Source organism: Aurantimicrobium minutum (genome assembly GCF_029892845.1).
In the GTDB taxonomy this organism is placed as follows: domain Bacteria; phylum Actinomycetota; class Actinomycetes; order Actinomycetales; family Microbacteriaceae; genus Aurantimicrobium; species Aurantimicrobium minutum_B.
In genome coordinates, this window is record NZ_JARXVT010000002.1 from 175,088 (window position 1) to 200,242 (window position 25,155).

The 25,155-nt window shown below is 55.4% G+C and carries 25 protein-coding genes, 3 tRNA genes and 1 pseudogene; 8 read left to right on the forward strand and 21 right to left on the reverse strand.

The annotated features are described in order from the left end of the window. Positions 1-2: 2 nt before the first annotated feature. Positions 3-2,522, reverse strand: a complete 2,520-nt coding sequence (locus tag M2118_RS03410) for an ATP-dependent Clp protease ATP-binding subunit (protein ID WP_280794552.1) — start codon at positions 2,520-2,522, stop codon at positions 3-5. Positions 2,523-2,698: 176 nt separating this feature from the next. Between M2118_RS03410 and M2118_RS03415 the strand changes: the two genes are divergently transcribed. From M2118_RS03415 to M2118_RS03430, 4 genes are read left to right on the forward strand one after another with little or no spacing between them, the layout of a single operon-like run. Continuing rightward, complete coding sequence (locus M2118_RS03415; protein ID WP_280794553.1) at positions 2,699-3,631, forward strand: pirin family protein; 933 nt, start codon at positions 2,699-2,701, stop codon at positions 3,629-3,631. After that, positions 3,628-3,975 (forward strand): carboxymuconolactone decarboxylase family protein, encoded by a 348-nt coding sequence (locus tag M2118_RS03420; RefSeq protein WP_280794554.1) that lies wholly within the window; start codon positions 3,628-3,630, stop codon positions 3,973-3,975. Before M2118_RS03415 ends, M2118_RS03420 begins: the two co-directional genes overlap by 4 nt. 1 nt (position 3,976) lies before the next feature. Beyond that, complete coding sequence (locus tag M2118_RS03425) at positions 3,977-4,300, forward strand: TfoX/Sxy family protein (protein WP_280794555.1); 324 nt, start codon at positions 3,977-3,979, stop codon at positions 4,298-4,300. Positions 4,301-4,315: 15 nt separating this feature from the next. Next, positions 4,316-4,798, forward strand: a complete 483-nt coding sequence (locus M2118_RS03430; protein ID WP_280794556.1) for a YbaK/EbsC family protein — start codon at positions 4,316-4,318, stop codon at positions 4,796-4,798. A 16-nt stretch (positions 4,799-4,814) separates the two neighbouring features. On the opposite strand, the gene M2118_RS03435 is transcribed toward M2118_RS03430, so the two are convergent. The 14 genes from M2118_RS03435 to tilS all read right to left on the reverse strand — a co-directional run bounded on the left by M2118_RS03435 (position 4,815) and on the right by tilS (position 17,021). Beyond that, entirely contained in the window at positions 4,815-5,825 is a 1,011-nt protein-coding gene (locus M2118_RS03435) for an aldo/keto reductase (RefSeq protein WP_280794557.1), read from the reverse strand. A gap of 13 nt (positions 5,826-5,838) precedes the next feature. Then, positions 5,839-7,302: a cardiolipin synthase gene (gene cls / locus M2118_RS03440; protein ID WP_280794558.1), complete on the reverse strand. Its 1,464-nt coding sequence runs from the start codon at positions 7,300-7,302 to the stop codon at positions 5,839-5,841. Continuing rightward, positions 7,302-7,478 carry a hypothetical protein gene (locus M2118_RS03445; RefSeq protein WP_280794559.1) on the reverse strand — a complete coding sequence of 59 codons (177 nt, stop codon included), beginning with the start codon at positions 7,476-7,478 and terminating at the stop codon, positions 7,302-7,304. Before M2118_RS03445 ends, cls begins: the two co-directional genes overlap by 1 nt. 27 nt (positions 7,479-7,505) lie before the next feature. Beyond that, positions 7,506-9,008, reverse strand: a complete 1,503-nt coding sequence (gene lysS / locus M2118_RS03450) for a lysine--tRNA ligase (protein ID WP_280794560.1) — start codon at positions 9,006-9,008, stop codon at positions 7,506-7,508. Continuing rightward, positions 9,005-9,874, reverse strand: a complete 870-nt coding sequence (gene panC / locus M2118_RS03455; RefSeq protein ID WP_280794561.1) for a pantoate--beta-alanine ligase — start codon at positions 9,872-9,874, stop codon at positions 9,005-9,007. The genes lysS and panC overlap by 4 nt, the downstream gene beginning before the upstream one ends. Before the next feature lie 2 nt (positions 9,875-9,876). Then, positions 9,877-10,599 carry a Rossmann-like and DUF2520 domain-containing protein gene (locus M2118_RS03460; RefSeq protein ID WP_280794562.1) on the reverse strand — a complete coding sequence of 241 codons (723 nt, stop codon included), beginning with the start codon at positions 10,597-10,599 and terminating at the stop codon, positions 9,877-9,879. Continuing rightward, positions 10,583-11,065, reverse strand: a complete 483-nt coding sequence (locus tag M2118_RS03465) for a DUF3180 domain-containing protein (protein WP_280794563.1) — start codon at positions 11,063-11,065, stop codon at positions 10,583-10,585. Before M2118_RS03465 ends, M2118_RS03460 begins: the two co-directional genes overlap by 17 nt. Further along, complete coding sequence (gene folK / locus M2118_RS03470; protein ID WP_280794564.1) at positions 11,062-11,571, reverse strand: 2-amino-4-hydroxy-6-hydroxymethyldihydropteridine diphosphokinase; 510 nt, start codon at positions 11,569-11,571, stop codon at positions 11,062-11,064. Before folK ends, M2118_RS03465 begins: the two co-directional genes overlap by 4 nt. Continuing rightward, the gene (folB, locus tag M2118_RS03475) at positions 11,571-11,933 is read right to left on the reverse strand and encodes a dihydroneopterin aldolase (protein WP_280794565.1); all 363 of its coding nucleotides are present in this window, start codon (positions 11,931-11,933) and stop codon (positions 11,571-11,573) included. Before folB ends, folK begins: the two co-directional genes overlap by 1 nt. Further along, positions 11,926-12,741, reverse strand: coding sequence for a dihydropteroate synthase (gene folP, locus M2118_RS03480; RefSeq protein WP_280794566.1), 816 nt, complete (start codon positions 12,739-12,741; stop codon positions 11,926-11,928). The genes folB and folP overlap by 8 nt, the downstream gene beginning before the upstream one ends. After that, positions 12,734-13,315, reverse strand: coding sequence for a GTP cyclohydrolase I FolE (gene folE, locus M2118_RS03485; RefSeq protein WP_280794567.1), 582 nt, complete (start codon positions 13,313-13,315; stop codon positions 12,734-12,736). The genes folP and folE overlap by 8 nt, the downstream gene beginning before the upstream one ends. 2 nt (positions 13,316-13,317) lie before the next feature. Then, positions 13,318-15,321: an ATP-dependent zinc metalloprotease FtsH gene (gene ftsH / locus M2118_RS03490; RefSeq protein WP_280794568.1), complete on the reverse strand. Its 2,004-nt coding sequence runs from the start codon at positions 15,319-15,321 to the stop codon at positions 13,318-13,320. Positions 15,322-15,399: 78 nt separating this feature from the next. Then, positions 15,400-15,969, reverse strand: coding sequence for a hypoxanthine phosphoribosyltransferase (gene hpt / locus M2118_RS03495; protein WP_280794569.1), 570 nt, complete (start codon positions 15,967-15,969; stop codon positions 15,400-15,402). A 26-nt stretch (positions 15,970-15,995) separates the two neighbouring features. Next, positions 15,996-17,021 carry a tRNA lysidine(34) synthetase TilS gene (gene tilS / locus M2118_RS03500; protein WP_280794570.1) on the reverse strand — a complete coding sequence of 342 codons (1,026 nt, stop codon included), beginning with the start codon at positions 17,019-17,021 and terminating at the stop codon, positions 15,996-15,998. A 46-nt stretch (positions 17,022-17,067) separates the two neighbouring features. Here tilS and M2118_RS03505 point away from each other — a divergent pair, with 46 nt between their 5' ends. Continuing rightward, entirely contained in the window at positions 17,068-17,559 is a 492-nt protein-coding gene (locus M2118_RS03505; RefSeq protein ID WP_110232666.1) for an inorganic diphosphatase, read from the forward strand. A gap of 65 nt (positions 17,560-17,624) precedes the next feature. Here the strand turns inward: M2118_RS03505 and M2118_RS03510 are convergent. Next, a pseudogene (locus M2118_RS03510) lies at positions 17,625-18,817 on the reverse strand (IS3 family transposase); the annotation flags it as partial. Between the two features lie 251 nt (positions 18,818-19,068). After that, complete coding sequence (locus tag M2118_RS03515; RefSeq protein ID WP_110232665.1) at positions 19,069-20,352, reverse strand: M23 family metallopeptidase; 1,284 nt, start codon at positions 20,350-20,352, stop codon at positions 19,069-19,071. Positions 20,353-20,511: 159 nt separating this feature from the next. On the opposite strand from M2118_RS03515, the gene M2118_RS03520 reads away from it, so the two are divergent. From M2118_RS03520 to M2118_RS03530, 3 genes are all read left to right on the forward strand, one after another. Beyond that, positions 20,512-20,587 (forward strand) — tRNA-Glu (locus M2118_RS03520). 29 nt (positions 20,588-20,616) lie between these two features. After that, positions 20,617-20,690 (forward strand) — tRNA-Asp (locus M2118_RS03525). Positions 20,691-20,741: 51 nt separating this feature from the next. After that, positions 20,742-20,817, forward strand: a tRNA-Phe gene (locus M2118_RS03530). Positions 20,818-20,890: 73 nt separating this feature from the next. Here the strand turns inward: M2118_RS03530 and M2118_RS03535 are convergent. From M2118_RS03535 to hemE, 4 genes are read right to left on the reverse strand one after another with little or no spacing between them, the layout of a single operon-like run. Continuing rightward, positions 20,891-21,994, reverse strand: a complete 1,104-nt coding sequence (locus M2118_RS03535; RefSeq protein ID WP_280794571.1) for a ferrochelatase — start codon at positions 21,992-21,994, stop codon at positions 20,891-20,893. Then, positions 21,991-22,677, reverse strand: coding sequence for a hydrogen peroxide-dependent heme synthase (hemQ, locus tag M2118_RS03540; protein WP_239406840.1), 687 nt, complete (start codon positions 22,675-22,677; stop codon positions 21,991-21,993). Before hemQ ends, M2118_RS03535 begins: the two co-directional genes overlap by 4 nt. Next, positions 22,674-24,029 (reverse strand): protoporphyrinogen oxidase, encoded by a 1,356-nt coding sequence (gene hemG / locus M2118_RS03545; RefSeq protein ID WP_110232663.1) that lies wholly within the window; start codon positions 24,027-24,029, stop codon positions 22,674-22,676. Before hemG ends, hemQ begins: the two co-directional genes overlap by 4 nt. Beyond that, on the reverse strand, positions 24,026-25,105 hold the full coding sequence (gene hemE / locus M2118_RS03550; RefSeq protein WP_110232662.1) for a uroporphyrinogen decarboxylase: 1,080 nt from the start codon (positions 25,103-25,105) through the stop codon (positions 24,026-24,028). The genes hemG and hemE overlap by 4 nt, the downstream gene beginning before the upstream one ends. Positions 25,106-25,155: the final 50 nt, after the last annotated feature.

Sequence of the window (25,155 nt, forward strand, 5' to 3'; positions counted from 1 at the left end):
AATTACTCGCCGTCGGCGACGATATCTGGCGTAGCCGAAATACCGTTTGCCTGTGATGCGACAGAAGCACCGACAGTCTCGCGCGAAGTCGTTGTGAAAACGAACTCACCAGCAATGAAGTCCACGTGAACGTGGTCTCCAGCTGCGAGCTGTCCTTCCAAGATCTTCTCGGAGAGCTTGTCTTCGACCTCGGCCTGCATTGCACGACGCAGTGGTCGAGCACCCAGTGATGGATCGAAGCCGACCTCGATCAGGCGGTCCTTGGCCGAACGAGTGAGCTCGATGGTCATGTCGCGGTCCAGCATGCGGTCGCTCAGACGCTTGGTGAACAGGTCCACGATCTGGACCAGCTCTTCCTTGCTCAGCTGAGGGAACACGATGATGTCATCAACACGGTTGAGGAATTCAGGCTTGAAGTGCTTCTTGAGTTCTTCGTTGACCTTGCCGCGCATGCGGTCGTAGTCGTTACCTGCATCGCCCTCGAGCTGGAAGCCCACGGGACCACCCGAGATCTCCTTGGTGCCAAGGTTGGTGGTCATGATGATGACGGTGTTCTTGAAGTCAACAACACGACCCTGACCATCAGTCAAACGACCCTCTTCCAGAATCTGGAGGAGCGAGTTGAAGATGTCGGGGTGAGCCTTCTCGATTTCGTCGAAGAGCACAACGCTAAAGGGCTTGCGGCGAACCTTCTCAGTGAGCTGGCCACCCTCTTCGAATCCAACGAATCCGGGAGGAGCACCGAACAGACGAGACACGGTGTGCTTCTCGCCGTATTCGCTCATGTCGAGAGAGATCATGGCGTTCTCGTCGTCGAAGAGGAACTCAGCAAGTGCCTTGGCGAGCTCCGTCTTTCCCACACCGGTAGGACCAGCGAAGATGAACGAACCAGAAGGACGCTTGGGGTCCTTGAGACCTGCACGAGTACGGCGAATGGTCTTAGAAAGTGCCGAGATAGCCTTCTCCTGGCCAATTACGCGCTGGTGAAGTGCCTTCTCCATGAAGACCAGGCGAGCGGACTCTTCTTCAGTGAGCTTGAATACAGGAATACCGGTTGCTTGTGCGAGGACCTCAGCAATAACGCCTTCGTCCACGATGCCCTGGCCGCCGGCTTCGCCCTTGCGCCATTCCTTCTCGCGGCGAACGCGCTCACCCTGGAGCTGCTTCTCTTCATCACGAAGAGCTGCTGCGCGCTCGAAGTCTTGATCTTCGATCGCGGTTTCCTTCTTGGTGCGCGTCAGAGCAATCTGGTCGTCCAGATCACGTAGCTCTGGTGGGTTAGAAAGAATCGAGAGGCGCAGACGTGCACCGGCTTCATCGATGAGGTCGATGGCCTTGTCAGGCAGGAAGCGGTCAGAGATGTAGCGGTCAGCGAGGTTTGCTGCAGCCACGATGGCGCCATCAGTGATCTGAACCTTGTGGTGTGCTTCGTAACGGTCACGAAGGCCCTTCAAGATGTTGATTGCGTGAGGCAAGGAAGGCTCTGCAACCTGGATGGGCTGGAAGCGACGCTCAAGAGCAGCATCCTTCTCAAAGTGCTTGCGGTATTCATCCAGAGTGGTGGCACCGATGGTCTGGAGCTCACCACGAGCAAGAAGTGGCTTGAGGATAGAAGCTGCATCAATCGCGCCTTCTGCAGCACCGGCACCAACCAACGAGTGAATCTCATCGATGAAGGTGATGATGTCGCCGCGGGTGCGGATCTCCTTGGTGACCTTCTTCAGTCGCTCTTCGAAGTCACCGCGGTAACGAGAACCGGCGATGAGTGAACCGAGGTCGAGGGTGTAGAGCTGCTTGTCCTTGAGGGTTTCAGGAACGTTGCCAGAAACAATTGCCTGAGCAAGGCCTTCAACAACAGCGGTCTTTCCCACACCGGGTTCACCGATGAGAACAGGGTTGTTCTTGGAACGGCGCGAGAGGATCTGCATCACGCGCTCGATTTCCTTCTCACGACCAATAACGGGGTCAAGCTTGCCTTCGCGGGCAGCCTGGGTCAGGTTGCGGCCGAACTGGTCCAGAACTTGAGAACCACCCTGAGCTGCAGCGGCTTCTTCCTTGTTACCTGCTGCCACAGGCTCCTTGCCCTGGAAACCAGAGAGGAGCTGAATGACCTGCTGGCGAACACGGTTAAGGTCAGCACCAAGCTTGACCAGAACCTGGGCAGCCACTCCTTCACCCTCACGGATGAGGCCGAGCAGGATGTGCTCGGTGCCAATGTAGTTGTGACCAAGCTGCAGTGCTTCGCGCAGGGAAAGCTCAAGAACCTTCTTCGCACGAGGAGTGAAGGGGATGTGGCCGGTGGGCTGCTGCTGTCCCTGACCAATGATGTCCTGGACCTGCTCGCGCACGGCATCGAGAGAGATGTTCAGCGACTCAAGTGCCTTAGCGGCAACGCCTTCGCCCTCGTGGATCAGACCGAGCAGGATGTGCTCGGTGCCGATGTAGTTGTGGTTGAGCATCTTGGCTTCTTCTTGCGCCAAGACAACGACGCGGCGAGCGCGGTCGGTAAATCTCTCAAACATTTCTAACTCCCATCAGCACACATGGTCTGTGCAGGTCTTGATTTGAGAGTAACGACAAGAAGGCACAAAAACTGCCCCTGTTCGCCCACGGCGTGAGTAGAACGGGCCGTGTTCGCTGGAGGAAGAACGAGGAGTTGAAAGGAATAAATCCTCCCCGAGATACGTAGTCTGTAAACATGAGCATCCTCACTCCCCGCGACGTCCCATTGGGTGGCCTCCGCGCGATGACCGTGAGGCGCACCTTGCCTAATCGCCAGCGCAGCACGATTGGGGCATGGTGCTTTGTGGATCACTATGGTCCTGACGAGGTGGAACTCACCGGCGGGATGAACTTAGGCGCACACCCCCACACCGGCTTACAAACCGTGACCTGGCTTTTCCAGGGTGAAGTGGAGCACCGCGACAGTGTGGGCAGCGTTCAACTCATTGAACCTGGCCAGGTCAACTTGATGACCGCCGGCGCAGGAATTGCCCATGCCGAGCACTCCACCGGACGGGTGCCCGTGATGCATGGCGTTCAACTCTGGGTGGCACTGACTGAGAAAGATCGCCACATCCCGCCCTTCTTTGAACACCACATTGCTCCCCGCACCACGATTGGTGATGCCCAGCTCATTGTCTTTATTGGTTCCCTCACAGGTGACACGGGAACAGTAACGGCAGGAACCACCACGTTTACTCCCCTGCTGGGTGCAGAGATTCTGGCTCCAGCCGGAAGCACCTTCACTATCCCAGTGGACTCAACCTTCGAACATGGTGTCCTGGTCGACACTGGTTCGGTAGCCGTGGCCGGCGAGATCGCCACCAAAGACCAGCTCGCTTACGTTGAGCCTGGCCGCTCCACCCTCACCTTGACCATTAGGGATGAGCCTGCACGTTTGCTGCTTCTCGGCGGAACACCCTTCGAAGAAGAGCTCGTGATGTGGTGGAACTTCATTGGGCGAAGCCATGATGAAATCGTGGCCATGCGTGAGCAATGGCAACACGATGTTGTGCACGAAGGCAACCCTGAGGGTATTTTTGGACATGTCGAGCACAGTGGCTCAACCATCCCAGCTCCAGAAATGCCCCACGTTCAACTCCGACCACGAAAGCTGCCCAGACCATGAGTGATCTCTATGACGGAACCGAGAACCGCAAATTCGGCCGGATCTATAAGAAGGAAACTCCAGACATCCTGGAAGCCTTCGTTGCTTTCGATAACGCCGTCTTCGCTGAAGAAGGCCGCGCTATCCCTCTCAAGTTCCGCGAACTGATGGCGTTGAGTGTGGCATTCACCACGCAGTGTTCTTTCTGCATTGATGCCCACACCAAGGGTGCGGTGAAGGCAGGTGCCACCGATGCCGAGATTGCCGAAGCTGCGTGGATTGCTGCGGCCCTTCGTGCTGGCGGAGCATTCACTCACGGACGTATGGCCCTCCAGGTCAGCAGCACACTCGATCACGAGCACTAACTTGGCAACACGTAAAGAATTCACTGAAGACGTTCTGGACGCGTTCGGCGCACGCAATGTGCGGGTCAAACCCATGTTTGGCGAGTATGGACTTTATTGCGAAGACACCTTTGTCGGTGTGATTTGTGACAACACTCTCTTTTTAAAAGTCACGTCACCAGGCGATGTCTTTGCCTCTGAGCTCGACAAGGGCTCTCCCTACCCCGGTGCCAAGGAACATTTTGTGATCCCGATTGAGAAGTTCTCTGATGCCGATTGGATGCATGAAATGCTGGATCTGACATGGGCTGCTTTGCCAGTTCAGAAGCCGAAGAAGAAGCCATAACCGGAAGAAATACTCATGACCGAGATCTCACACCCCGAATCTGTTGAACGTTTCCGCGCGGCTCTGAAAGAGCACGGCGCGGAAGGTGATGTTGTTCGCCTCGATGACAATGCCCACACTGCCCAGGCAGCTGCTGAAGGGCTCGGCATTACCCGAGGTCAGATTGCGAACTCACTCGTCTTCTTGGCTGATGGCGAACCGGTGCTCGTGATGAGCTCGGGTGGGCACCGCGTCGATACCGACAAAGTATCTGCTGCCTTCGGTGGCAAGAAAATCACAAAGGCCAATGCCGATGACGTTCGAGCCGCAACGGGCTATGTCATTGGTGGCGTCTCGCCCGTGGGCCTAGCAACGGAGCTGCCCACCTTGGTGGATAACGACCTGGCGCAATACGAGACCATCTGGTCTGCCGGTGGACATCCTGCCTACGTTTACCAAACCACGTTCAGTGAATTGGTTCGCATGACCGGTGGAACACCCGCCGATATCGGTGAGTAATTTTCTCTGAGAAGTTTTACTTGCCAGATTCGGTTCCGTGCACCGCAAAGACGTCGATAGCGTCAAGCTCTTCTGGTTCAAACTCTGGGCCGTGAATTGCAGCAAGGTTGTCTTCGAGCTGCTTGACCGAAGATGCGCCAATCAGTGCTGAGGTGACACCGGGGTTGCGCAGAGTCCACAGCAGAGCCATCTGAGCGAGCGTCTGGCCGCGGGCCTCGGCGATAGCCGAGAGGCCCCGGACGCGCTCGAGGTAGGTGTCCGTGATGGTCGAAGCTTTGAGGTGTTCTCCAACAGCAGCTCGTGAGTCTTTGGGAACTCCGCCGAGGTAGCGATCGGTGAGCAGGCCCTGAGCCAGGGGCGAGAAGACGATGCAGCCTGCACCGATTTCATCGAGCGTGTAAAGCAGGCCAGAGCGTTCAATCGTGCGATCAAACATGGAATAGCGAGGCTGGTGAATCAGAAGAGGAACGCCGAGTCGATCCAGTTCCTTCTTCGCAGCCATGGTCTGCTCGGGTGTGTAAGACGAAATGCCAACATAGAGCGCCTTGCCCTGCTTCACGACAGAGGCCAGTGCTCCCATGGTCTCCTCAATGGGAGTGTTGGGGTCGGGGCGGTGTGAGTAGAAAATGTCGACGTAGTCGAGCCCCATACGAGAAAGGCTCTGGTCGAGCGAGGAGATGAGGTACTTCCGCGATCCCCATTCGCCATAGGGGCCGTCCCACATGAAATAGCCCGCCTTGGACGAGATGACCATTTCATCTCGGTAGGGCTTGAAGTCTGAAGCAAGCACCTCACCAAAGTGCGATTCAGCTGAACCAGCAGGAATGCCGTAGTTGTTAGCCAGGTCAAAGTGGGTCACGCCCATGTCAAAAGCGCGACGCAGGATGGCGCGCTGATTCTTGAGTGCACCCTCATCGCCGAAGTTGTGCCACAGGCCTAAAGAAATTTCAGGGAGCTTGAGACCTGACTTCCCACTGCGGCGGAAGTTTATGATGTCGTAGCGGGTGGACGCTGCTTCGTATGCCATGGAACGAGCCTAACTACTGGAGCGACGAGGTGAGACGAGCCAAACCATCAAGAACAGTGGAGCGCAATGGCTGCTTCTTCCACTCTTCAAGGGTGAGGGCACGGGAGTTCTCGCGATAAGCGTCTTCCACGTCACGCATTTGTGTGACGAAACTGGCACCGCGAACCATCAGAGACACCTCAAGGTTGAGGGAGAAGGAACGCATGTCCATGTTGGAAGAACCGATCACAGCTACTTCGTCATCGATGGACATGTGCTTGGAGTGCAAAATAGTCGGTGCTTTGTAGAGCCAGATAACGACACCAGCACGAAGCAATGCCTCGTAGTAGGAGCGTTGCGCGTGGAAGACAAGTGCCTGGTCGCCGATTTCAGAAACAAAGAGTTCGACCCGAACGCCGCGTTGGCAGGCCGAGGTGATCGCATACATCAGCGACTCATCTGGCACGAAGTAAGGGGAAGTGATGATGATCTTCTCTTGAGCTGAATACATCAGCGTCAAGAACAGACGCAGGTTGTTCTCGGAAGCAAATCCGGGACCTGAAGGAACAATCTGGCAATCCAAGGTGTGCTCTTCATGGAAAGCCTCGATGGGTTCTGCTTCACGGGTGAGCAGCACATCTGTTTCGGAGTACCAGTCGGTAATGAAAATGGCGTTCAGACCAGCAACGATCGGGCCGCGCAGACGGACCATCGCGTCCTTCCAGTGCAGGCCGCGCTTGAGGTTCGACTTCTTGAGATAGCTCGAATCGATGAGGTTCTGCGAACCCATCCAGCCGATGTTGCCATCGATGATGACAAGCTTGCGGTGATTGCGCAGGTCGGGCCGTTCATACTTTCCCTGGAATGGCAGGAAGGGAAGCATGAGGTGCCAGTCGACACCAATCTTTGTCAGGCGCTTCTTGGTCTTGCGGTAACCGACCGTGCGCATGGCTGCGACGTGGTCAAAGAGAACGCGGACTTCAACACCGCGCTCCACTGCGCGCTGCATCGCGAGGAACACAGGCTCGGTGACCGAGTCAGAAGAAAGAATGTAGAACTCGACGTGGACAAAGCTCTTCGCCTTGTCGATATCGGCGGCGATATCCGCAATGTTCTTTTCGTAGTCAATCTGCATGTGGGCCGTGTTGCCGCCCACGAGGGGGATCGCACCAAGATTGCGGTTGAGTTCAACAACGCGATCCAGCCACGCTGGCCAGGTCTTGTTGTGGGCAACCTTGTCGATACCTTCGGTGGAATCAAGAATGAACTGATTAATCTCGCGCTGACGACGGCGACGTTTACGGCCCAAACGTGGACTACCAATGAGAAGAAACAGAATCACGCCGATATAAGGAATGAAGAAGATGGCCAGCAGCCAGCCCAACGCCGAGGATGGTCGGCGGTTGCGGGGAACAATGATGATGGCCATTACGCGGATGACGAAGTCAACCGCGAGGGCAAAGATGGCAAACCAGAGAGAAAACTCAGCTTGAGTCATTATTTTTCTGCCTTGGGAAGTCCGCGTTTCGCGCGTTCCTCTGCCTCCATGCGGGCATACGTTTCACGCTCGGTGCGATCGGACCGCAAGATTGAGCGGATGATGAGCCAAAACAGCAGACCGAGCAGCACGGTAGGGGTCACCGACCAGAGCGCGTTGAGCCAGAAGTTGTCCATAGTGGTCAGACTACCTAAGGAACCTGATTACTTAACCAGAGGGAAGAGGATGGTCTCGCGAATGCCGAGGCCTGTGATGGCCATCAGCAATCGGTCCATGCCCATACCCATACCGCCAGCTGGTGGCATGGCGTGCTCGAGAGCCTTGAGGAAGTCCTCATCTAAGTGCATTGCTTCAACGTCACCCTTGGCGCTGAGTGCTGCCTGCTGAACGAAGCGCTCCCGCTGAATAACGGGGTCATTGAGTTCGGAGTAGCCAGTAGCGAGCTCGAAGCCGCGAACGTACAGGTCCCACTTTTCCACCACACCAGGAATGGAACGGTGTTCCTTCACGAGTGGGCTGGTCTCAACAGGGAAGTCCATGACGAAGGTGGGGCGAGTGAGGCCGTCCTTGACGAAGTGCTCCCACAGTTCTTCCACGAGCTTGCCGTGGTTGGCGAGGTGAACTTCCACGCCTTCCTTGTTGGCCATTGCCTGGAGGTCTGCAACTGAAGTTTCTGGAGTGATCTGAACACCGGCAGCGTCGCTGAGCGAGTGATACATGCTGATGCGATCCCATTCACCACCGAGATCAAACTCGGTGCCATCTGCCCAGGTGACCACGTGGCTTCCTGCAACAGCGAGAGCTGCATCCTGGATGAGTTTCTGGGTCAGGTCTGCAATGGAGTTGTAATCTCCATATGCTTCGTAGGCCTCAAGCATCGCGAACTCGGGAGAGTGAGTGCTGTCAGCACCTTCGTTACGGAAGTTGCGGTTGATCTCATAGACGCGCTCAATGCCGCCGACCAGTGCACGCTTCAAGTAGAGCTCGGGAGCAATACGCAGGAAGAGTTCCATGTCGAAAGCGTTGGAGTGAGTCACGAAGGGACGCGCCGAAGCACCACCGTGCATCACCTGCAGCATCGGCGTCTCAACTTCGATGAAGTCGAGTGAAGTGAAAGTACTGCGCAGCGACGCCATGGTCTTCGCTCTGGCGAAGACGTTGGCACGAGCCTGCTCACGAACGATGAGGTCGAGGTAGCGAGAACGAACACGCGTTTCCTCGTTGAGTTCGTTGTGCATGTTGGGAAGGGGCAGAACAGCCTTAGAGGCCATCTTCCACTCGCGCACCATGATGGAAAGCTCACCGCGGCGGCTAGAAATCACTTCACCCGAGACAAAAACGTGGTCACCGAGGTCAACGAGGTCTTTCCAGAGTTCGAGGTTTTCTTCGCCAACCTCAGCCAAGGAAACCATGGCTTGAATGCGTGAACCATCACCCGACTGCAAGCTGGCGAAGCACAGCTTGCCCGTGTTGCGCAGGTGAACAATTCGGCCGGCAAGGCCCACGGTCACACCAGTGGTGGCATCTGCTTCCAGATCACCAAAACGAGCACGCACGGCAGGGATGTTGTCCGTGATGGGCAGAGCAACCGGATATGCCTCAAGGCCTAGCTCGTTGAGTCGATCACGCTTAGCAAGGCGGACAGCCTTCTGCTCGCTGACTTCTGCATCGGTCAGTTCGGGCTCAGGGGTGGTGTTCTCACTCATGCGTGGAGTCTCTCAAGGTTTTCGGTATCGATAAGTCGTGTGGTTCCCACTACAGCGGCCACCACCACAGTGGCAGGTCCCTGGTAGTCGTCACTCACGCTCTGAAAGTTCGTGGGATCGACAAGGTCGAGATAATCAAGTCTAACCAGCGGATAGTTCTCGAAGACGCTCCTGCCTACCTCGCGCACAGCACCCGCGTTGGCATGGTGCGCTTCGCGAGCTGCAGCGAGCAAAGCATGGGGCAACGCAAGAGCCGCTGTGCGTTCTTCTTCATTGAGATAACGATTACGGCTGGAGAGCGCCAAGCCATCAGCTTCTCGAATGGTCTCCAGCACCTCAAAGCGGATGGGGAGTGCCATCTTCTCAATCATGGAACGTACCAAGAAGACTTGCTGCGCATCCTTTTGCCCAAAGACAACAACGTCGGGCTTCACAATGTCGAACAGTCTCGCCACAACAGTGAGCACACCGTCGAAGTGGCCGGGGCGACTTGCGCCCTCGAAGGTTTCGCCTACCGGCCCTGCGCTCTGAACAGGAACGCTAGCTCCACCCACACGGTCTGGATACACCTCGTCCACATCTGGAGCAAAGACGAACTCTGCGTGGTCAGCCAAAGCAACAACATCTGTTTCGAGCGTGCGGGGATAGCGGTCAAAGTCTTCACCCGCACCAAACTGCAGCGGGTTGACAAAGATCGAGACCACAACAACGTCTGCGAGTTCTCGTGCTCGGGTGACAAGGGCAAGGTGGCCTTCATGCAGTGCTCCCATGGTGGGAACAAGTGCAAGGGTTTTTCCTTCTGAGGTGAGGCGCTCACGAAGCGCTGTCATCTCCGCGACGGTGTGTAGGACCTGAGGTGTCGCCATGATTAGTCGTCGAGTCCGGTAAATCCGAGACGCGAAGCGTCCCCTGCTTGGCCCAGGGCATTGTCCACGGCAGAACGAATCAGCGGAGCAACAATACGGCCCGGGTTCTCGATGCCAATTTCACCCAACAAGTTGGTTGCCTGATCCACAATCGCTGCAGAGAATTGCGACGCAGTCGCAATCGCCTCTGCATACTGCGGACGCTGTGCTTCTGAGATCACAACGGGCTCTCCGCCCATCTCCACTGCGAGTGCTTGCCCAATCGGAAGCACAGGTGCCGGGGCGGTGACCGCGATGTAGCAATCTGCTAGGCGGGCAATATCCATGCTGGTTCCGGTGAATGCCATGGCGGGGTGAAGAGCCAAAGGAATTACTCCTGCCAGAACAGCAGGCTGCAACACTTCAACACCAAACTGAGCTGAGGTATGCAGAACAATCTGACCCGGTTGCCACACCCCGGCAACGGCAAGGCCGTTGACTAGGTCAGGAAGTTCATCATCAGGAACAGCTATTAAAACAAGTTCACTGAGTTCCACAATGCGCGGAACTTCCATCACGGGAACGTCCGGCAGGATTGCCTGTGCGCGCTCTTTGCTCTCTTCGGAGATGGCAGAGATGCCCACAAGCGCATGACCTGCGCCAGCTAATGCTGCGCCCAAGATAGGGCCGACTTTGCCTGCGCCAATAATGCCGATGCCGAGGCGACCGTCACGCTGCTGGTTCACCGGCCACCTCCTTGTCTGACTTATCCATGTCTTCCGGAGGAAGAACACAGAGCCATTCTGCAATCAATCCGGCAGCAATCAGTAGCGCTGCTGAAATCAACTGGGCAATGACATTCCACAAGATTGAACCACTGGGCGCAATGGGTCGACCAAACAAATAGACCAGCACCCCTGCGCCGAGCCCCAGAAGCAATGCCCCGGCAAAACTACTGGCTTTAGCCAAGGCGAGAACGCGTGCGGCATAGAAGGCGTCAACAGGTTCTTTGCGTTTGCCGGTCACTTTGCGGCGAATAGGAATGGCGAGCAACACCACTGCCACGGCCACAACAAACAAGGTGAAAGCCAAGCTCAGTGGTGGCACATAGATAAATCCACCACGGGATTGAACGACGAGTTCCAGGAGATAGGAAGCGACGCCTCCAATCAGGAAGAAACCAATCAAGGGAGCTGGGCTTGTGCGCTTCATGAACTCACCTCATAGCGGTGAAGCTCATGACTGAGCTGTTCTGCCAGAGCAGAGATTGCTCCGTGGGGTTCAACCACGGCAGTGGGTTGAACATCGTGCCAAGGAACCACGACAAAGGAGCGTTCGAAAGCACGAGGGTGAGGAATGGTGAGGTGTTCAGTTTCCATCTGCACACCATCCATCCATATGATGTCGAGATCCAAGGTGCGATCGCCCCAGCGTTCGTGACGCTCACGGCCGTGATCTTGTTCAATGCCATTGAGCTCAGTCAGTAGTGCTTCTGGGGGTAGATCCGTGCTGATCAATGCAACGGCGTTGAGATATTCCGGAGCATCCAGATCAACACCGTCAGGTTTCACTGCGGCAGATTCATAGAGCGGAGAGAGTTTGAGTAAAACTGTTCCACCCAGGTCAGCAACTTCGTTAGCTGCTTGCTTGATGGTCGCAGCGCGATCCCCCAGGTTAGAACCGAAGGCGATGATGGCGTTTCTGCGAGGTGCGTCCATTAGCGGCTGCGCTCAATCGTGACCGCGACATCAGCAAACTCAACACTGATGGGTGCTTGTGGTTTGTGGACCGTGACCTCCACGCGCTGAACGGGTGCGTGTGTCAGCACAACCTGCGCCACGCGCTCGGCAACGGTTTCGATGAGATCGACGGGGTCACTGGATACAGCAGCAACAACTTCTTCAGCGAGCTCACCGTAGTGCACGGTGTTGGCCAGGTCATCGCTGAGTGCGGCGGGTGATAGCTCCAGCCACGCGGTGACATCAATGACAAAGAGCTGTCCATTGGCTCGCTCAAAATCAAACACCCCATGGTTGGCTTGGACGCGCAAGCCGGTGAGGGTGATGCGGTCGTTACTCACGAGCGCCCTTATTCCATGATTCCAACACGCGCAGTGCTCCTGCGGTGCGCGCAACGTCATGAACACGTACTGCCCAGACTCCTGCTTGAGCAGCCAGCACGCTGACAGCAACACTGGCAGAGTCACGGTCTTCGACCGTGGCATCTTCTGGCAGCAGTGATGCGAGGAATCGTTTCCGTGATGCCCCCACCAAGAGCGGGAACCCCAAAGCCTTGAGTTCATCCAAACGACCCAGCATCTGCCAGTTGTGCTCAGAATTCTTGGCAAAACCAAGGCCTGGATCCAAGATGAGTTTTTCTGGCTTCATGCCTTCAGCAAGTAGTGCTTCAACCCGTTCGCTGAGTTCGCGAGTGATATCCGTGGGCGCATCTTTATAGAGCGCTTTGTTGTCCATATCGACAGAGTGCCCGCGCCAATGGCTGGCAATAAAGGTCGCATCTGACTGGGCAACGACTTTGGGCATGAAGAAATCTGCGAGACCACCCGAAACGTCATTGACGTATTGCGCTCCGCGTTCGATAGCAAGGATTGCCGTGGCCGCATTCATGGTGTCGATGCTGACCACTGCTCCAGCGCGAACGAGTGAGCCAATGACAGGAAGAACACGAAGCTGTTCTTCTTCCACGCTGACGCGCTGAGCACCGGGACGCGTTGATTCGCCTCCGATATCGATGATGTCTGCACCCTGCTCCATCATGGCAACGCCATGTTTCACTGCAGAGTCGGTATCGAGGTATTTGCCACCGTCACTGAATGAGTCAACGGTGACGTTAAGGATGCCCATGATCTTGGTGCGGTGCTCAGTCATTGCTGTCACCACCTGGTGGACCAATAAGGGCCATAATTTCTGCGCGAGCCGCAGGCTCGGTGAGCTCGCCGCGAGAAGCGATCGTGATGGTGCGACTGTTGGTTTGTTCAACCCCCCGGGCAGCCACGCACTGGTGTCGGGCTTCAATGACAACCACAACACCGCGAGGGTCGAGACCTTCCACGAGCGCGTCTGCGATCTGCTCGGTCAGGCTTTCTTGCATCTGTGGTCGAGCTGCGAGGGTATTCACTACACGAGGCAACTTCCCCAGGCCAACAACGCGGTCACCGGGGAGGTAGGCGACATGGGCAACGCCCAGGAAAGGAAGCAGGTGGTGTTCACACATCGACCGAACGGTGATGTCGGTGACCACGACGGCATCCGAGAGCTGGTCGATGGGAACACTCTCACGCAAGTGGTCGAGAGGGTCCTGACCTACACCGGCAAAAAACTCGGAGTAAGCCTCAGCCACACGTTCCGGGGTCGACGAGAAGTTTGCCTTCGCCGGATCTTCACCGATTGCGTGGAGAAGTTCGACGACAGCAGCCTCAATGCGAGCCCGGTCGATAGCCATAGTTATGCCTTGGGCGCTGGCTTCTTTGCAGCAGGCTTTGCTGCTGCCTTCGCGGGTGCCTTCTTGGCGATAGGCTTCTTCACTGCAGGCTTAGCTTCTGCCTTCTTGGCAGGAACCTTGACGGGAGGAAGCTTGGAGACAGGACGCTCATTGCTCGAAAGCCACTGCTTACGCAATGGGAGCTTCTTCACTTCCTTGAAGATTTCGGCGAGCTGGTTGTGGTCGAGAGTTTCCTTCTCGAGCAACTCGGTTGCCAGACGGTCCAGCACCTTGCGGTTGGAGTTCAGAACCTTCCACGCTTCGGTGTGAGCATTGTCGATGAGTGCGCGGATTTCCTTATCCACGTGCTCTGCCATCTGCTCGGAATAGTCACGCTGGTGACCCATGTCACGGCCCAGGAACATCTCGCCGGATGCGGCGCCGAGCTTGACCGAGCCCACGGTTGAGCTCATGCCGTATTCGGTGACCATCTTGCGGGCAATACTGGTTGCCTTCTCGATGTCGTTCGATGCGCCAGTGGTGGGGTCGTGGAACACGATCTCTTCTGCCACGCGGCCACCCATTGCATAGGTGAGCTGGTCGAGAAGTTCATTACGAGTGACCGAGTACTTATCTTCCAGAGGAAGCACCATGGTGTATCCGAGGGCTCGACCACGAGGAAGGATAGTGACCTTGGTCACGGGGTCAGAGAAGTTCATTGCTGCTGCAGCGAGCGCGTGACCACCTTCGTGGTACGCGGTGATGAGCTTTTCCTGATCCTTCATGACACGGCTGCGACGCTGAGGTCCAGCGATGACGCGGTCAATCGACTCATCGAGTGCACGGTTGTCAATCAGCTGTGCGTTGGAACGAGCGGTCAGCAAAGCTGCCTCGTTGAGAACGTTGGCAAGGTCAGCACCGGTGAAGCCGGGAGTCTTGCGTGCGACAACTTCGAGGTCGACGTTCTTGGCCATGGGCTTGCCCTTGGCGTGAACTTCGAGGATGCGCTTGCGGCCTTCCATGTCTGGAGCGTCCACGCCGATCTGACGGTCGAAACGACCTGGGCGCAGAAGGGCAGGGTCCAGGATGTCAGGACGGTTTGTGGCAGCAATAAGAATGACATTGGTCTTGACGTCGAAGCCATCCATCTCCACCAACATCTGGTTGAGGGTCTGCTCACGTTCGTCGTGGCCACCACCCATACCGGCACCACGGTGACGACCGACGGCATCGATTTCATCGATGAAGATGATGGCAGGGGCGTTCTGCTTGGCCTGTTCGAACAAGTCGCGAACACGGCTGGCACCGACACCGACAAACATCTCAACGAAGTCGGAACCAGAGATCGAGTAGAACGGGACGCCTGCTTCACCGGCAACGGCACGAGCAAGCAGTGTCTTACCGGTTCCGGGAGGGCCATAGAGCAGGACACCGCGAGGGATGCGGGCGCCTACCGCAAGGAAACGAGCAGGCTCCTTGAGGAAGTCCACGATTTCTGAAAGTTCTTCAACAGCTTCGTTTGCACCTGCAACGTCAGCGAAGGTGACGGTGGGGGTTTCCTTGGTGACGAGCTTGGCCTTGGACTTACCAAACTGCATGACACCACGGCCACCTCCCTGCATGGAAGAAAGCATGAACCAGAAGAACGCACCGATCAGAAGAACGGGCAGGAAGATTCCCAGCATGCTGAGGAACCAGTTTTCCTTGGGAACCTCATCGTTGAAGCCGTCAGAGAGGGTGGCGTCGTTGACAGCGTCAACGACCTGAACACCACGGGGTGCAACATAGAAGAACTGAACGTCCTTGCCATATTTCGCATCGGCTTCAGTGAGCTTGAGGTCAACGCGCTGCTCAATGTCAACAATGGTTGCGCTGGCAACCTTGTTCTCTTTGAGGAAGGTCAAACCGTCATCGGTAGAGACAGCTTGGAAGCCGGTCATAGAGATGAGGGATGAGCCCACCCAGACAGCAATCACCGCAACGATGATGTAGAGCAGGGGACCGCGCAGAAGGTTCTTCAATTTCATGGTCTTCTCAGGGTATCGGTGTGGAGGCTATGCCCGCTGGGTGTTTGCCGAGGGCGGAATGGGAGTTAACCCACCTGTTTAGGCGTGAGGGTCTTCTCCGCCATACACGTGTGGGGAAAGAACTGCCAGGCCGCGCACGTTGCGGTAGTCCTCGTTGTAGTCGAGGCCATAGCCAACAACGAAGGCGTTGGGGATGTCAAAACCCACGTATTTCACGTCTACTGGTTCTTTGATGGCTTCGGGCTTGCGGAACATGGCAACAACCTCAATCGAGGCAGGACCACGAGATTCCAGGTTTCCAATGAGCCAGTTCAGGGTCAGACCCGAGTCAATGATGTCTTCCACAATCAGAACGTGGCGTCCGGCAACTTCGGCATCCAAGTCCTTCACGATGCGCACAACACCGGACGACTTGGTGCTGGAACCGTAGGAAGACACTGCCATGAAGTCGATGTGTGCGTGGAACTTCAGCTCGCGCACCAGATCACTGAGCACCATAACAGCACCCTTAAGCACGGCAATGATGAGGACATCTTTGCCTTCGTAGTCACGCTCAATCTCGCGAGCGAGCTCGGCCAAACGGCCCTGGATCTGCTCTTCCGAGAAGAGAATTTCGGTGATGTCGGATTCGACGTCGCGCAACTCCATGCGTGCGTTCCTTTGAGCTGGTGAGACTAAGCCTCGGTGGGTGTGGACGATGATGCGGTCAGCACAAGCTGAGCACCTTGTCGCTCAACTCTAATACCGGGAACGTGGAGTTCACCCTGTCCATGCCAGTCCGTTACCAGCCGGGCGATGGAGTTGGTGTGAACCGCAGACAAACTGACCCTAAAAACGTCGAGGGCAGAGCGTCGAATCACTCGATTAAGCAAGGCAGCAGGGAGGCTTTCTAGGGAAGAAATCTCGAGAGTAGCCCGTTGAGGTTGGCCTGTTTCACCCAACAACGGGATCATCACCGTGGGCATGATTTCTGCCACAAGAGTGTCGAGTACTTCGGCATCCTGCTTGAGCTGCTCTGCTGTTCTCGCCAGTGCTTCAGCAACACCGGGGCCCAGCTGGTGCTCCAACACAGGCATGACTTCGTGACGAATGCGGACTCTGGTGTAACTGGAGTCCTGGTTGTGGGGGTCGTTCCACGCGATTAGACCCTGATCTTCACAGGCAGCAACGGTCTCAGTCCGACGAATACTCAGCAGAGGGCGGCGATAAATTCCGTTGACCTCGCTCATGCCGGCCAAACTTGTTGCACCCGAGCCTCGAGTCAAGCCCAACAACACTGTTTCGGCTTGATCATCCAGGGTGTGACCGAGCAACACAGCGACGGCACCCAGTTCTGAAGCAACCGTGTGTAATGCGTCATAACGTGCCGAGCGGGCATCTGCTTCGGGGCCAGAGGCTGCCACAACTTTCACTCTGCGGATAACTACCGGGTCTAATCCCAGTGCTCGCGCCTGCTCCGCAGTGTTGTCGGCAACGACATCAGAACCTTCTTGCAGACCGTGATCCACGATCACGGCCCCAGCAAGAAGCCCGGCACGAGGCGCTTCAAAGGCTAAACCGGCGGCTAGAGCTAACGAGTCTGGGCCGCCGCTGAGTGCAACGAGAACAACAGCATCAGGTGAGAGGTCTGAGAGGTTCTCTCGAACGGCACGACGAACGTCAGCCATGGCTGGCGTGAGTCGGGGACGTTCGGTCATCATCAAGTAACCTTATGAGGTATTCATCTCAACCGTGAAGGAGCCCCTCGTGGCCGCTTACGACGTCGTCGTTGAAATTCCCAAGGGAAGCCGCAACAAGTATGAAGTTGACCACGAAACTGGTCGCGTCTACTTGGACCGCGTGCTGTTCACCACTTTCGTTTACCCCACCGACTATGGCTACTTTGAGAACACTCTCGGCCTCGACGGTGACCCCGTTGACGCTCTCGTTCTTCTCGAGTACCCCGTGTTCCCCGGAGTGGGCGTCAAGGTCCGCCCCGTCGGCGTTCTCAACATGAGTGACGAGGCTGGATCAGATGCCAAGGTCATCTGCGTTCCAGCTAAGGACCCTCGTTGGGCTCACATCCAGGACATCGACGATGTTCCTGAGCAGACCAAGAACGAGATCGACCACTTCTTCAAGCGTTACAAGGACCTCGAGCCTGGCAAGTTTGTCAACGTTGAGGGCTGGGGCAACGCAGCTGAAGCCGAGCAGATCGTCGTTGACGGCTTCGCTCGCCTCAAGGCTGAAGGCCACTAGGCACACAGACCACGAAAGAACCCCCGCTCTGTGAACTGTCCCCCGAAAGTTGGACAGGATAAATACTAGGCGGCTTCTAACTGAAGGGCATGGTTCCGATATTGCATCGGGGTCATGCCCTTCAGTCGTTCTTGTAGACGATCTCTGTTATACCAATCGATGTATTCCTCAATTTCTTCGATGAGTTCGTTGACGGTGTTGAATCTTTCACCATGGAACATTTCTGTTTTGAGGTGTCCGAAGAAGTTCTCGATCAGGGCGTTGTCATAACAGTTTGCTTTGCGGGACATGGATTGGATAGCGCCATGTTCTTCCAACAGTTCACGCCACGAGTGGTGTTGGTAGTGGAATCCTTGATCTGTGTGAACGAGTAGTCCGGCAGCTGGTTGTTCACGTTCAAACGCGTCTTTCAGGCTCCGTGACGTCAATCCGGTATTCGGTGAGGTTCCTGTTTTGAAGCTCACGATTGCATGATCGAACAGGTCATAGATCGCTGAGAGATACACTTTCTGGTTTCCCACCCGGAATTCGCTCACGTCACTGACCCATTTCTGGTTTGGTGCTGTTGCGTCGAATTCTCTGTTGAGATGGTTCGCTGCGATATGAGAAATCGTGCCTTGATAGGAGTTGTATTTGCGTTTGATGCGCACTTTCGATTTCAGGCCTAACTGTTTCATGAGTTTATAAACCAGCTTCTTCCCCACTTGCCAACCATGTTGAGTTAGATGCAGCCAGATTCTGCGATGGCCATATCGTCTCTTTTTTGCGAAGAAGACTGTGACGATGACTGCTTTGAGGAAGGCATGCCGGTCAGGCGCATCAAGCCGGGCGAGGTGGTAATAATAGGTCGACCTTGCCATCTGCGCTGCGGCGAGGAGATCGTCAAGGGCGTGATCGGACTTGAGGGAGGAAATCACCTGGACCTTTAGGCGTGTCCTTGGTTCCTCAAGTCCCGCAATTTTTTTAGATACGCGTTCTCTGCTTCAAGGCGTTTAACTTGTTGGCGCAGCCGGTCTTCTTCGCTGGAAACTTCCTGGTTTTGAACCGAACCAAAAGGCCTGCCCTTAGGTTTGGGCATCAACGCCTCATCACCGCCTGCTCGCCATTGACGAGCCCATGCGGTCACAAGCTGAACAGAACTTAACTGAAACTCTGCCGCGAGTTCCATCTTTGTCGCACCGGCAAGAAAACGTTCGACTACTTCTTTTTTGATTTCAAAAGAGAAAGTACTTTTGGTTTTGCTTTGCATAAGACAAAGCCTGCCATGAAGCATCCACTTGCGATGGAACTGTTTCGAGGCGTCAACGGAGAAACCTAAACGGTTAGCGGCGGCAACATAACCGAAGCCGGTTTCGAAGAGATCAACGAGCTGTTCTCGTTGAGGTGTTGTGAGTGAACTATTTGGTTGCAAAGAAATACTCCCCAGAAATTGGATACTGATTAATCAGTCCAACTTTTGGGGAGCAGTTCACTGTTGAGCGGGGGTTCTTTGTATGTTGCGTCGAATCTTTAGAGTGGTGCACCGCGGTCAGCCATAAAGGGCTCGGGGTCAATACCGTTGAAAGCGGGGCTGTCGTGAACCTCGAAGTGAACGTGGCAACCAGTCGCAAGACCAGTGGCACCAACGCGAGCAATGAGCGTGCCGGGGCCGACAGTGTCGCCGTAGCCAACTTCAATACCACCAGAGGTGACGTGGCCGTAACGTGTACGGATACCGCCACCGTGGTTAATCTCCACCATGTAGCCGTAACCGCCACCGATTGCGCCGGCATAGGTCACGCGACCACCAGAGGCGGCATAGATTGGTGAGCCACAGCCCGCGGCAAGGTCTGTTGCGTTGTGGAAGGAACCAGTCCAGCCCACACCGGGAATGTAGAAGTTATCGCGAGGACCCCACGAGCTCGAGATGTATCCATTGGGAACCGGGTGGGTCCACCCTGCACCCGAAACGGAAATGCCTCGTGCCGCTGCTTCAGCAGCTGCGCGCTCAGCAGCGATACGTGCAGCCTCGGCAACACCCGCCTCATAGCCAGCAACCGTTGCCGCGGTGGCGTCTTGCAGCGCAGCAAGCTGAGCTTGCATGATCATCTGCTGGTTTTCGCTCTCGGTTAGTTTTGCCTGAGCAGCTTCCTGTGCAGCAGTTGCAGCGGTGAAAGCTGCCTCAGCTTGTGCACGAAGTTCATCACGTGCCTTGAGAGCAACCTTGGCCTGCTTCGACAGCGAAGCAGCCTCGTTCTGTGCTGTCTGGGCGGTGGCATAAATGGCGTTCGATCGTTCCGCGAGCTTACTCATACTGCCGAGCTTGCTCAGGAGTTTGTCTGCACCGTCTGAGGTCTTCTCCATCAGCAGATTCATGCTGAGATCACTACCGCCGGAGCGATACAACTGAGCAGCGAGACGACCAGCCTGGGCAGCTGCAGCATCTGCTTCTGCCTGGCTCTTCGTTGCTTGAGCTTCGAGCTGACCTGCGGTCTGTTCGGCTGCGCCGAACTTCTTCATGGCAACGCCGTATTCTTCACCCTTTTTCGTAGCTTCAGCTATGGCAGCTTCCGTCTCCGCTTGGAGCTGGGCGATGAGGCCTTGAATCTGAGCAATCTGTGCCGTCTTCGCAGCCTCATTACCGCGAGCGTTTTCCACGTCAGCCCAGGAGGGGTAATCAGTTGCCGAAGCAGACTGAGATACCACGACGCCAGAAACCAATCCTGCGATCGCGATGACAGCGATGGCCAGATAGGTCCGCGAATTACGCAGCAACAAGACGGACGCCTTGGGCGTTCCTTCGGTGCTTTTCATTCACTTCTCCTGTTGCATATAGGCACGGTCTCTTCGACAGTAACAAGCGAACTTGGAGAAAGCTGGGAAGGCTCTCCGAGCCTGTGGATACCTCGATTGGCGAACCGCACGCATTTTCCCTATGCTTATCTCTCGGTAGTTGCTTTATCTCTACTTCTTGGCCCCATCGTTTAGCGGCCTAGGACTCCGCCCTTTCACGGCGGCAACACGGGTTCGAATCCCGTTGGGGTCACCAAGATGTAGGATGAACTGATTACCAAGTAAGGCCCTGTAGCGCAGTTGGTTAGCGCGCCGCCCTGTCACGGCGGAGGTCGCGGGTTCAAGTCCCGTCAGGGTCGCGGATGCCCTTCTTCGGAAGGGTTTTTCATCTAAGCGGCTAGTTTGCTTAGGGCTCTGTAGCTCAGTTGGTAGAGCGCACGACTGAAAATCGTGAGGTCACGGGATCGACGCCCGTCGGAGCCACCACCAAACCCCCGCTTGCGCGGGGGTTTTAGATTTTCTGTCGGATGTATCAGTAGCAGATTTCAGAGCTTCCTGCTTACTCTGCGCTGGCCTCGGCTATGACTTTGAGTTCACGTCTCAAATTAGGGCAACACCCCGCCGCACATTGGCTTGGCCAAGGTCCCAGAGGTGAGAGTGCTTGAGCAGCAGCTCCGTTAACCCGTTCCAGGATGAGATCCGCGATACCGTCTGTGAAAGCAAGACTGCTCCCAGGAGTGGTGACGCGAGCAAAATACATCCCCAGCTCTGACGCAGTTTCCTGTGCTTCGTTGTCGAGATCCCAAATTACTTCAACGTGGTCGCTCACAAAACCGATTGGAACAACGATGACGCCTTTCTTTCCCGATGCGTGAATATCCCGAATAGCGTCGTTGACGTCAGGTTCGAGCCAAGGTATCTGTGGGGAGCCACTGCGAGATTGATAGACGAGCTGCCATGACACCGAAGAAACTCCTAGATCAGAATGGACTTTATTCATCACTATTTCTGCAGCAGCAAGATGTTGAGCTTCATAAGCTCCACCTGGCTTTTCAAAGGTTTCTCGCAAAGCTGGTGGTCCACTCGTTTCACCCATGGCATCTGGAATGGAATGGGTGGCAAACATGACGTCGATTTCTGAATAATCTAGGCCGTCCTTGACCATTGCTTGGAGTTTGTCCTCAAGGTCTTCAATAACAGGCTGGAGGAAACCTGGGTGATCAAAGTAGTGACGCACTTTGTCGATGACCATTTTGCCGACGAGGTCATTGTCCGCCAGGGCTTGATAGAGGTTCTCTCGATATTGTCTGCACCCTGAGTAGGACGAGTAAGCGCTCGTGACCCACGCAAGAACGCGACGGTGGCCGTTGTCATACATTTCCTTGACGACATCAGCAAAGAACGGTGCACTGTTGCGATTTCCCCAATAGATCGGGAGATCAATCCCTCGTTCGGGGAACCTCTCCCTCATCGCGGCAAGGAGAGCACGGTTTTGTTCATTGATGGGGCTGACGCCACCCAGAGCTAGGTAGTGGTGCGAGACCTCTTCTAGCCTTTCTCGTGGAACACCGCGACCGGCGGTGACGCGCTCGAGATAGGGCATCACTTCGTCAGGACCTTCGGGTCCGCCAAAGGATGTGAGGAGTATTGCGTCGTAGGTCATGAGAAGTTCTCGGCAATCTGTGTCAGTTCAACGTTACGGCCGGTGAAAAAGGGAACTTCTTCGCGGACATGCATTCGAGCTTTGGTGTATCGGAGGTCGCGCATCATGTCGACAATTTCGTGAAGGTCTTCAGATTCGAGAGCAAGCAGCCACTCGTAATCTCCGAGAGCAAAAGACGCCACCGTGCTGGAAGTGATGCCTTCGTATTTGTGACCAGCAACACCGTGTTCGACGAGCATCTCACGACGCTCCTCTTCAGGAATGAGATACCAGTCGTAAGAGCGCACGAAGGGATACATGCACAGCCACTTCTTTGCTTCCTTTCCCAACATGAAGCCGGGCACGTGAGTCCGATTGAACTCTGCAGGACGGTGAAGTCCCATTCCAGACCAGGTGGATTCAAAGTGTTTGCCGAATGCAAGGTGGGAGAACTCTTTGAGAGCATCTTGAACTTCTTCTGCAGAGCTGGCATGTATCCACAACAGCAAGGCTGTATCTCCACGGAACCCTCGAATGTCGTAAGTTCCACGCAAGGTGAGGTCACGGGCAGTCAAGCTCGCAACCCATTCGGTGAACTCTGCTTGGGCAGCTTCCGGCAGAGCGACGGGACTCATCATGCGATATGACGTCCAGTTTGTGTATCGAATGGTGTCGTTGATGGTGTCGAATTTTGTTTCTGTCACGGGGTCATCCTTTGATAGTGATCACGAGTAATGCCAAGTAGTCCGTTTCCGGAAATGTAGGAGCCACACAGTTCGACATCGAGTTTTTGTGCAGTGTTTAGGAGTTGCTCTTGTTGGGCCTTGGCTGGAGTACTTGCTTGATAAAGCGAACCGGGCCAATGCTGAACTACCGCACTGTGAATAGTCGCGTCGTCAATTTGATAAAGCTGGGGAAGGTCTTCCTGGGCTAGAGAAATGAGATCACCCTCAGGAAGAATTCCGTCGCGGCCATAACTCAGGCGAATGAGATGGTGATGCTCTGGCAGGGCATTGTCCACCCATTCCCACTTGGCATTCACGTGAGTTGATGCCTTTGCGGTCACGTCACTGTTCTCTGACATGAGCGCGCCACTACCGAGGGGGAAGGAATCCAGCTGGGTCGATTCGACCAACAAAATCACTAGTGCAACATCGACGGAATGAGTCTCCGGTGTTGCAAGTTCAGCAACTACTTCTTGACTGTCACAGGACGTGAGGACGTGTAAAGCAGTACTGATTCCGGTTGCAATAGTCAGGTGGGTGCTGACGAAGGCTCCGTTACTCGTTTCACAGCGCCACTGGTCATTCTCCTGCTGGACACTGGCTACTTTGCTGTTGAAAGAGAACCAAACTTTCTTGCTCACCAAAAGTCGATAGAGCTCAGCGACGAGAGTGAACATGCCGCCATCAAGACTTGCCACAGCGGCTCCAGGACGCGGCTGGGAGGCGCGAATTTGTCGTGCTGCCAAACACAGAGATCCTGTTTCTCTCAGAGCTCGCAGAAGTGCGGGAATTGTGGATTCGGCCGACAGCGTGTGCGCTGACGAACCGTGAACCCCGCTAAAAAGAGGATCGACTAACTTGTCAACAAACTCAGAACCGAGACGTGTCTTAACCAATTCCGCCACGCTCACACCCTGCAGCTCACCGACTGGTTGTGCATCTAAGCGGCGAGCTTCTTCCAGTCCCTGCGGAGAAATGATGGAAGCGAGCTCGGGGTCCTCAAGTGAACTCGGGATCCCTAAAACACCATGTGGAATCGGATACCGAAGCGTCGGGGAGGCAACGATGCGCGCATCAGTTCGCTGGGGGGAAACGATGTGATCGTTCAAACCCAATTCATCGAGCAGCTGCAGGAAGCTCTCCCCGGCGGTTGAAAACGCTTCAGCGCCAGCATCGATATCAATCTCGCCAATAGTGACGGGTGCAATCAGTCCACCAGCGTGCGCTTCTTTCTCGAGAACTACAACCGTTTCGCCACGGGAAGTCGCCCGAAGCGCTGCCAGCATGCCGGAAATCCCGGCACCAATGACGACCCGATCTGTTTGAATCATGTTGTTGTGCGGTGGATGTATTCAGTAATTCGGGTGAGCACGTCTGGATCTGTTTCAGGGGGAACACCATGGCCCAGATTCACCACATGACCAGGAGCATTCAAACCAGAGGCGATAACTTCATCTATGTGTTCTGCCAACGTCTCCCAGTTTGCTGTCAACAGTTCTGTAGAGATGTTGCCTTGGAGAGGAACCTTGTTAGTGAAAAGTGCTGAAGCACGCTCTAGATCAGTGTTGGAATCGATACCCATCACAGTTGCACCTACTTCATGCATAGATTCCAAGAGTGACTCTGTTCCTACGCCAAAGTGAACGCGCGGAACCGGAACTCCATCCTTGTCAACGAGTAGTGCAAGCTGTGAAAACAATCGTTCTGAATAGGGCTTGGCAAATGTTTCATATTCATCCGGGCTCAGACGTCCTGCCCAGCTATCAAAAACTTGGAGTGCGCTCGCACCTGCAACGACCTGTGCGGAGATGAACTGTGCAGTGATATCTGCACACCAGTTCAAAATCTGAGCCCACAGCTCAGGCTGGTTTCGCATCATCTCTCTGGAATGGGGGAGCTCTTTCGACGGACCACCCTCGATGAGATAGGAGGCAAGAGTAAAGGGAGCTCCACCAAACCCAATCAGGGGAGTTGAAGCTAGTTCCTTCACAAGCATGCCAACAGCAGTTGTGATGGGAGCAAAAGCGTCGCCATCAATCAGGCGCAACGCATCGGCGGCTTCTTTGGTTCGCACCGGATTCTCCAACACAGGACCTACACCTGGCTTGATATCAACATCTAGACCAGCAAGTTTGAGGGGGATCACAATGTCGGAGAAGAAGATAGCGGCGTCCACCCCATGGCGTCGCACGGGTTGCAGAGTGATCTCGACAACCAGTTCAGGAGTGAGGCAGCTATCTAGCATCGCGATGCCTTCGCGCAACTTGCGATACTCAGGTAGCGAGCGACCCGCCTGACGCATGAACCATACGGGCAGAGGAGAGGTGCGGTGACCGCGCATGTTCAACACCAATAAAGATGCGCCAGTTGCGCCGGTGTTTAGTGGGTGTTCCGCGGGTAGATTCACAGGCTCATTCTCTAGAGCGGAGAGGCCAGAAAAGCTGACACAGTGTCAGA